The organism is Spirochaetota bacterium (assembly GCA_040756435.1).
Lineage (GTDB): Bacteria > Spirochaetota > UBA4802 > UBA4802 > UB4802 > UBA4802.
Window position 1 is genome coordinate 102309 of sequence record JBFLZD010000004.1, and the last position, 9191, is coordinate 111499.

General features: G+C 38.5%; 10 protein-coding genes. 7 read left to right on the forward strand and 3 right to left on the reverse strand.

Annotation, left to right across the window (positions count from 1 at the left end; translation table 11 throughout):
- Positions 1-38: 38 nt before the first annotated feature.
- The 7 genes from AB1444_02445 to AB1444_02475 all read left to right on the forward strand — a co-directional run bounded on the left by AB1444_02445 (position 39) and on the right by AB1444_02475 (position 7035).
- Positions 39-866, forward strand: coding sequence for a phloretin hydrolase (locus AB1444_02445; protein MEW6525508.1), 828 nt, complete (start codon positions 39-41; stop codon positions 864-866).
- A 296-nt stretch (positions 867-1162) separates the two neighbouring features.
- Complete coding sequence (locus AB1444_02450) at positions 1163-3118, forward strand: bifunctional UDP-sugar hydrolase/5'-nucleotidase (protein ID MEW6525509.1); 1956 nt, start codon at positions 1163-1165, stop codon at positions 3116-3118.
- 41 nt (positions 3119-3159) lie between these two features.
- Complete coding sequence (locus AB1444_02455) at positions 3160-3501, forward strand: hypothetical protein (GenBank protein ID MEW6525510.1); 342 nt, start codon at positions 3160-3162, stop codon at positions 3499-3501.
- Positions 3486-3953: a hypothetical protein gene (locus tag AB1444_02460; GenBank protein ID MEW6525511.1), complete on the forward strand. Its 468-nt coding sequence runs from the start codon at positions 3486-3488 to the stop codon at positions 3951-3953. Before AB1444_02455 ends, AB1444_02460 begins: the two co-directional genes overlap by 16 nt.
- Before the next feature lie 86 nt (positions 3954-4039).
- Positions 4040-5557, forward strand: a complete 1518-nt coding sequence (locus AB1444_02465) for a YifB family Mg chelatase-like AAA ATPase (protein ID MEW6525512.1) — start codon at positions 4040-4042, stop codon at positions 5555-5557.
- Positions 5558-5679: 122 nt separating this feature from the next.
- The gene (locus AB1444_02470) at positions 5680-6516 is read left to right on the forward strand and encodes an EamA family transporter (protein ID MEW6525513.1); all 837 of its coding nucleotides are present in this window, start codon (positions 5680-5682) and stop codon (positions 6514-6516) included.
- Positions 6517-6831: 315 nt separating this feature from the next.
- Entirely contained in the window at positions 6832-7035 is a 204-nt protein-coding gene (locus tag AB1444_02475) for a hypothetical protein (protein ID MEW6525514.1), read from the forward strand.
- A gap of 38 nt (positions 7036-7073) precedes the next feature.
- Here the strand turns inward: AB1444_02475 and AB1444_02480 are convergent, their stop codons facing one another.
- From AB1444_02480 to AB1444_02490, 3 genes are all read right to left on the reverse strand, one after another.
- Complete coding sequence (locus tag AB1444_02480) at positions 7074-8045, reverse strand: ABC transporter ATP-binding protein (protein ID MEW6525515.1); 972 nt, start codon at positions 8043-8045, stop codon at positions 7074-7076.
- Positions 8046-8047: 2 nt separating this feature from the next.
- Positions 8048-8329, reverse strand: coding sequence for a hypothetical protein (locus tag AB1444_02485; protein ID MEW6525516.1), 282 nt, complete (start codon positions 8327-8329; stop codon positions 8048-8050).
- Positions 8330-8347: 18 nt separating this feature from the next.
- Positions 8348-9191 (reverse strand): hypothetical protein (locus AB1444_02490; GenBank protein ID MEW6525517.1); only part of this gene is annotated, 844 nt, incomplete at its 5' end.

A 9191-nucleotide genomic window follows, 5' to 3' on the forward strand; every position in this document is an offset into this window, starting at 1 on the left:
CAAAAGTTAAAACAATTTTTTAAGAGAATTTTTTAAATATGTCTTTACCAAAACTTTCTGAACAGGAAGCTTTACAACCGTATGCCAGCTATTATTACAGGCCACTATCGCCAATACCACCTGAAATAATCCAGAAATTAGAAAAAGGTCCATTAGATAGTAACCATGCGCTTCGTTTTGAAGATATCAATAGGTTATTAGAACCTGGCTATTTAAATGATGAAATTGGATATTGTATCATGCCCGATGGCAGTGGGTTTGCTTCCATGCTTACTATCATGCCAGGGGTAACAGGTACAATGCTTGACTGGTGGTTTGTATGGCACCCACAAGAGCCGTTGCGATATAAAATCTGGTATCCTGGTGCACATATCAGTAACAGCGTGAATAATAGTAAAAGATTAAATGACAAAAGTTTGCCGCTTCATGAGCGAAATTTCCATATAACACATTATCCTGTTGAGAACATTGGGAAAGGGGTTGAGAAACTATCTATTACGTTTGTTCCACCTGAAGAATTTGGGTTTGATGTTAGTCGTTTTTCAGCATCGAGCATTGAAACGGTAATATGTGGTGTGGTTGGGTATCCGGGATTGAACGTGCAGCATACATATATCGTGCATTGTGCCCGCAAAATTAATAGTGGCATTGAACTAAGGAGTAGATTCTGGTTAGGGTATCACATACGGTTTAATACACTATCACCAAAATCAATTATAAATAGAATTGCAAATACATCAATTGTTAAGAAATGTATCATAAGCCAAAAAATTGCAAAGAATATGGCTTACCATTGCGCACAGGAATATCATAATCTGGCGCATCTGTTGCCAGAGCTTTATACAAAATATGGAAAACCTGAGTAGTAACTCTTTTGTTGTCGTTAGGACAAAAAAAGTATATAGTGTAAAGATGTAGTGGACGTTTTTTAGGTGTAAAAAAGGCAAAAGCGGGCAAATAAGAACAAAAATAATACTTCTATGAAAATATATAAAGATGGGAATCATTGCATAAGGTTTTACAGGAAGAACTCAATGGTGCACTTCAAAATTGAAATTGCACTATATTTTTATATAAAAGACTTATTTTGTACTTGATAAATATATATTCTAAAATCTACAATAGCCAAAATCAGAAATAATACTATAGGGGGTTTGGTGCAATGAAGAAATATACAGTACTCTGCTGCATTATCGTACTATGTGCAATGCCATTGTTTGCACAGGATTTTACCATAATACAGACAACTGACCTGCATTCACATTTTTTAGGATTTTCGCCAAACATTGATTATACACCAGATACCATAAACGATGACACTACCGTTGGTGGCTTTGCACGTATTGCTACTGTCATCAATGATATTAAGAAAAGCAGGAGAAATCCTGTATTGTTGCTTGATTCTGGCGATTTTTTGATGGGATCAGTATTTCATCTTTTGTGCCGTGAGGAAGCCTTTGAACTGCGCCTTATGAAAAAAATGGGCTATGATGTCATTACATTGGGTAATCATGAATTTGACCTGTATCCCGATGGCCTGGCACGCATTATACGAGCAGCACAAAAGTACAATGCATTGCCTGCAATTGTTGCAAGTAATATTGTATTCAGTGCCGATAGCAAGGATGATGATAGCTTAGAAAAAGTCTTTGAAGATGAACTGGTCAAACCATACACAGTGATTATCAAAGGAAAGTTAAAGATTGGCTTTTTTGGGCTCATTGGAAAAGATGCTGCTGAAGTTGCACCGTTTGCTGATCCTGTAACCTTTGCCGATCAGGTACAAACAGCAAAACAGATGGTAGATATATTGCGAAACAAAGAAAAAGTAGATGTAGTGATATGCATTTCCCACAGTGGTATACGAAAGTATAAAGATAAAGATGAAATTGACTTAAAACGTTCTGAGGATGTACAGCTGGCTAAAGAAGTCAAAGGAATAGATGTTATTATCAGTGGGCACACTCATGTGAAAGTAAAACAGCCAATTATTATAGGCAAAACAATCATTACACAATCGTATGAGTATGGCAAACAGGTGGCTGTTCTTGACTTAAGTTTTTCAAAAGATGGTGTTGTATTAAAAGACTATACATATATAGACATCAACGATTCCATAAAAGGGGATCCAGCAATAACTGTTCTCATCAATCAGTTTATGCAAAGGATCAATCAACAGGTACTATCGCCGCTAAAACTTAAATGCGATAGTGTGCTTGCCAAAACAAAATTTGATTTAGTCATCAAAGAGGAAGAATCTAACTTAGGCAATCTTATTGCTGATTCAATACGCTGGTATGTTAACAGCGTTGATTCAGATCCAAACGATCCCGACAGCAAGGTAGCAATAGGTGTTATATCAAACGGTGTCATTAGGGATAACATTGTAGTGGGTAAAACAGGCAAGGTGGTGCTGTCTGATGCATTTGCTACAATTCCACTTGGCATTGGCATGGATGAAAAAAAGTCAATGGGATATCCTCTGATAACCTGCTACGTGTATGCTTCGGAAATTAAAAAGGCACTTGAGATTTTGACAAGCATATATCCCCTCAAGGGAAGCGATTATTTTATCCAAGTATCGGGGGTTAAATTTACCTATAATCCCAACCGTATGCTTTTTGACCGAGTAACGGAAATCTGGATTGGCGATGAGCAAAACGGTTATGTGCTCCTTGATTATTCGGATAATAATAAAAAGTTATATCGCATTGCTGCTGATATTTACAATGCTACGTTTTTAAAAATCATTGGCAACTTCACCTGGCACATTCTGGACATTGTACCAAAATGGCGTGATGGGAAACCAATAGAAAAGCTTACCCAGGCACGTGTTGATGCTGACAAACGAAAACCGGGTATACAGGAATTGAAAGAATGGCAGGGTGTTATTGAATATATCCGTAGCTTTAAAGATGAAGATGGCGATGGCACTCCTGGTGTACCTGCACTGTATAAAGACAAACTGGGAAGAATAGTGATTGAGGAAAGCTTAAATCCATATAGCTTGCTCAAGCGTGGTACAAAGGTTACCTGGATTGGATTTTTAATCTTTATTATCGTTGTGGCGATAGTAGCTGTGGTAGTGGTTGTTGTTGTAAGAAGGATGAGAAAGTAGGAGTTTAAGATGGTAACAATATTACATAAGGGTAATAAGAAATGTCTGAGTCAATGCTATCAAAAAGACGGAGGGAATTAAAAAAACGACATTATGAAGAAGCTTTGAGTAAAACAAATGAAGCAGTGATATTGCTTACCAACCTTGGTGCAAAATCTATATATATTTTTGGTTCATTGCTAACGCCTGAACGTTTTGATGAAATGTCGGATGTTGATATATATGTAGAAGGGTTACCTGCTGAAAAGAGGAAAGGTTTATTTACCCGGTTAGAAGAAATTTTTGGTCAGGTTTCTTTTGATGTACTTTTTGATGATGATGCCATACGCCAGGATATTTTGGAGAAAATCAAAAAAGAAGGTAAACAATGGAAGTTCTCATAGCTGATATACAGTCTGATCTGGCATATTTACAGAAAGAAAAGAACAGTATACAAAGGAAATTGAAACGGCTGGATACTGAAAAAGACTTTGAAAATATAGATTCTCATATTAAGGCTATTGCTGGTTCACTGCATTCTATTTATACTGGTTGTGAAAATATCCTTGAAAGGATAGTTCGTGCGGTTGATGGAGATATACCACTGGGTAAGGATTACCATAGCTTGCTTTTGCGAAGAGCAATAACCGCAATAGATTCTGTACGCCCACCCATTATAACTTTAGAAATGTACACAAAATTAGATGAATTACGAGCATATCGCCATAAATTCCGGAATGTATATCTTTACTGTATAACTCCTGCACGAATAATTGAGCTTGCAAATGAAGGTATTGTGATTACTGATAAATTTGTTGAAGAGATTAATGTATTTTGTGATTTTTTAAAAAAATAAAATAACCTGCTAAAAAAAATCAAAAAAATTTTAAATTTTTTCCTCTTTATGCGTTGTATATAGAAAACATGCAAGGAGGAATACTCATGCTTTCACAAGCTTTATCACTTGTAATTCATGGCATTGAAGCGCATTTGATTGATGTGGAGGTGGACATTGTTAAGGGGCTTCCAAACTTTACCATTGTTGGCTTGCCTGATTCCATCATCCGCGAGTCGAAAGACCGCATCCGCTCGGCAATTGAAAATAGTGGTTTTGAATTCCCACCAAAAAATTTTATTGTTAACTTAGCCCCTGCTGGCTATCGCAAGGAAGGTGCTAACTTAGATTTACCCATTGCAGTTTCAATACTCATAGCAACAGGGCAGGTGGACAGTGCCCGTGTTGACATACCCATGGTTGGCGAGCTGTCACTGGATGGAAGGGTGCGTCCCATCAAAGGAATAACATCAATGGCAATAGCATTGTATAGGGCTGGCATCCATGAGTTCATTGTACCGTATGAAAACCGCAATGAAGCAACAGCTATTGAAAGAATAAAAGTATATCCTGTTAAAGATATAGTACAGGCGGTGGAAGCCTGCTGCGGTAGAATGCAGGCCTATACGCATCATGATAGTGGCGATAGTTCCGGAAACGGATACCTTGATATGGCAAGCGTTATGGGTCAGGAATCAGCCAAACGCGCACTGGAGATAGCAGCTGCAGGCAGGCACAATATCCTGATGTATGGGCCTCCTGGCTCAGGGAAGACCATGCTTGCAAAATGCGTACCCGGAATTTTGCCGCCGCTTACCAAAGAACAGGCAATCATGACCACCATGATTCATTCGGTTGGTGGGACGCTTGGACACGGGCAGGGACTTTTGTACACCCCACCATTCAGAGCTCCCCACCATACCAGCTCAGATGCAGCGCTTGTTGGCGGCGGCAAAATTCCCACTGTGGGTGAGGTGTCGCTGGCACATAATGGGGTGCTGTTTTTGGATGAATTTGTGGAATTTCGCAATGATGTAATACAGGCGTTGCGCCAACCGCTTGAGGATTGCCATATTACCATATCACGAGCGCTTGGTACCATGACATTCCCTGCTGATTTTATGCTGGTTGCTTCAAGCAATCCTTGCCAGTGTGGCTATTTGTTTGATCCTGAAATTCCCTGCAAGTGTTCACCCAGCAAAATACGCAACTACTTTAGTAAAATTGCAGGTCCAATACTGGACCGAATAGATATTGAAGTGTTGGTGGGACGAGTGCCCTATAAAGATTTGTTGGGCAAAGGCAATGCCGAAAGTTCACAAGTGGTGCGAAATCGTGTTATAAAAGCGCGTGAGATACAGGCCCTGCGGTTTAAAGGCAGAACAACCACCTGCAATGGGCGCATGACCAGTGATGAGGTAAAAGAGTTTTGTGTAATTAACGCTGAATGTGAGTCAATATTAGAGCTTGCAATAAAGCGCATGAATCTTTCAGCACGAAGTTTTTTCCGTATATTAAAAGTTAGCCGCACCATTGCTGACCTGGACAACTCAGAATCAATAGAAAAGCGCCATATCTTAGAAGCGCTGTCATATAAAAATTTACAGCGGTATTATGACATTTAGTGGAATATTTGGTGATACATGCAATTTTTTATTTGCTGTGTGAACTGGCGGTCGTTATACTGTGTCAAGTTCTGAACTTATTTTAAGGACCTATTTATTTACGGAGGTGTTTTATCTGGGTCATTTATGCTCTGCTCTGTGCGCTCTTTTTAGCCATTGGTGATGTGCTGGTTAAAAGTGCTCCAAAAATTCATCCAGTAACTGTGGCTGCCGGGCGCATATTTTTTTCATTACCAGTTTTGTGGGCGATAGCTCTTATGAAGGGCATCCCTGATGTTAACTGGCGCATTGCCTATGTGTTTATATTTTCACCACCGCTTGAGGTGGTTGCACTGGTATTATATATGCGTGCGTTGCAGATTTCACCAATGTATAGAACTCTGCCGTTTTTAGCGTTCACGCCGCTTTTACTCATCCTTACCTCGTATAGTATGCTTGGTGAGAAGGTTACCCTATGGGGTTTGTCAGGGATAGTATGTGTTGTGGTGGGAACGTATAGCCTGTACTTTAAGCAGGGGCAAAATTTGCTTGAACCGGTTAAAGCAGTTATTTCTGATAAAGGCTCGCTATTTATGCTTGCAGTGGCGTTTTTGTACAGCATAACAGCAAACTTTGGCAAGATGGGCGTAATGTATTCAAGCCCTTCATTTTTTGGTGCGGTGTATTTTACAATTCTTACGGGTATTTTACTTATTTGGTCCATGGTGGTGGATAATGTCAGGAACATATTTACAAAAGATATTATGCTCATAGGTATAACACAGGGGATAATGATAACATTTCATATGGTAGCTTTAGAGATAGCTCCGGTAAGCTATATGATTTCAGTAAAGCGCTCCAGCATGCTATTTGGCATCATCTTTGGTTCCATTTTCTTTGGGGAAAGGAATGTACTGCAACACAGTATTGCTGCACTGGTGATTCTTGCAGGCATTGGGCTTATCAGTGTACTCGGATGATGTGGTAAAAATGATACAGTGATATTAATATTCAACAAAAAAAGGCAGCAATCACTGTAAAAATATAGACAATATTGACAAAAATGTTCAATAAACAGTAACTATCGCCCAAAAATTAAACAAAAGTTTTGGCATAATTCTGGCTTACCGTAAAAGTATGACTAAAAAATTATAAAATTTTGCCGTAAAACCATCAAAAATCCGCATACAATAAAAAATACATACAGGTTTTGGTGAATTGGCACGGCAATTGCTTATATATAAAGCACATACTATTTGAATATAAACGATATGTTTATAGATAAGGAGGACACAATGGGAAATTCTATATGTTCATCATGCATTAACAGAAATATATGTGGCAAGGAGTCATTGGCTCATTGCGAACATTATGATGTTGTATTGACACGTGCCGAAGTGGTTGATCTTTTAAAGAATGCCCGTGAAAAAGATCCAGGTAGATTCCAGACAATATTAAACGGCATCAAGAAAACCTACCATATAAATTTAGCATACTAAAAAATTTTACGGTTATTGTATTGTAATGAGGGCAGGTTTTACGCCTGCCCTTTAACTTTAATGCAGCGTACACAATGGCCTTTCTTTTTTTCTTCTAACCGTATAGGTTGTAGCATACATTCTTCATCACCTAAATAACATCGTGGATGAAATACACATCCCTGTGGTGGTTGTGTAATAATGGGTACATTACCAGGGATGGTATATAATCGTTTTGCTGTTTTATGCAATGATGGAATACAGTTCATAAGCCCATGGGTGTATGGATGTAACGGTTTGTCAAAAATCTCTTTTGTGGGTGCATATTCCACAATCTCACCGGCATACATGATGGCAATATAGTCTGCAGTATTTGCTACTATACCCAGGTCATGGGTAATGAGAAGCATGGACATGTGTTCGGTAGCCTGCAGTGTAAGCAGTAAATCCAGTATCTGCGATTGTATGGTAACATCAAGCGCGGTGGTTGGCTCATCGGCAATTAAAAGGTCAGGATGAGCGGCAAGCGCCATTGCAATCATTACACGTTGACGTAAGCCCCCGGATAATTCGTGGGGGTAAGAATAGTAGCGTTGTGAAGGATTTGGTATCCCGGCTTTTGACAAAAGTTCTATGGTATATTCTTTAGCCTGAGTTGCAGTATATCCTAAATGGAGTTCAACTGCTTCCTGCACCTGATAGCCAATGGTGAACACAGGATTCAGTGATGTCATAGGTTCCTGAAATATCATGGCAATATTTTTCCCGCGGATTGATCTCAATGTATCATCGGGGCAGTGCAAAAGATCAATAGAATTGTAGGTGATAGTTCCTGATTCAATTGTGCCCGGCTTTGGTACTAAATTAAGGATTGAGTAGGCCGTTACCGATTTACCGCAACCTGATTCGCCAACAAGGCCTAATGTCTTGCCTTTAGGTATGGACAGTGATAGATTTCGTACTGCATAGCTTTTGCCATACAGGTTAGTAAATGAAATGGTGAGGTTTTCAATGGTAACTATCGCTTCCATAATTATGTGATATTCCTGCTTCGTTTTGTTAATTCAAAACCTTCATCTTCAAGCATTATATACAGATTGTTCAAATCAGCATTTTCAATTTTGCATTTATATATGGTTGCATCTTTATAAGCAAGTATTTCAGCAATAACAACATCAACAACCTGTAATGTACCAGGTTTAACTTCAACCGCACGTTTTTCATTAATCTGTGTAAACGCAATTCTGGTTATATTGCTGGCATGGAGTGCATTGATAAATTCATGTATGGAATCAAATTTTATTTCACGTTGCATGGTATAACCTAAACTGTTTTAAAAATATCGTGGTACAACGGTAATGTATTGCCCGTCAAAGTCAACGACATAATATCGTATTGCTTTTTTATATTTATTGGTATACGTATTGTCACAGGGAACAGGAATATATTGAATAGTGCCGATAGTTACTGGTTGAGTAAGACCTGTGAAGCCAAAGAAAGCTTTAACAGTATAGTGTGACAGCAGCTCATGTAGTTTTTGGTGGGAATTACTTACAAATTGCTGCTTGATGTGGTGAATATCCGGCAAAAAGTATGAAAAGAAAAATATGTGTGCATGGGAATGCTTTTTTAAGTCTTCTTTCAGCCAGGACAGTTGCCTGTCTGAAATGACAAGCGATGTTTTGCTGGTGCTGTATAATACAATGAAGTGATTGGTGCCATAATTAAAAGAATACCATGCATCCTTCTGAGTAAATTTTGTATAGATAGCTGTTGAATCATTATATGTATCAAGTGGACCGCATGCGGTAAATAGGATGCTGTTAAGTTTCTTTGCAAACTTGTAAAATTGCTGGAATTGTTTTTCAATATCAATTACATTAATACCCATAATAGATGAACCACCATGAATGATGTTGCCACAATGCATGGTAAACACAGGATTTTCTTTATTGATGGATAGCAGTGTGTTTTCCAGCTGAGGATTAAACTCTTCATAGGGCGAATCTGGCGATGTGTTGCCCATAACTACAAAACGTATAGGTTGGGCATATGTAGTTTGCCCGGAACTGCACGAACACTGTATGATTACGAAAACAGTTATTATTAATGAAATAACAGATAATACATTCTTCATATGAGTAATCACCATAATCCAGGTAATATATATCAGGTGT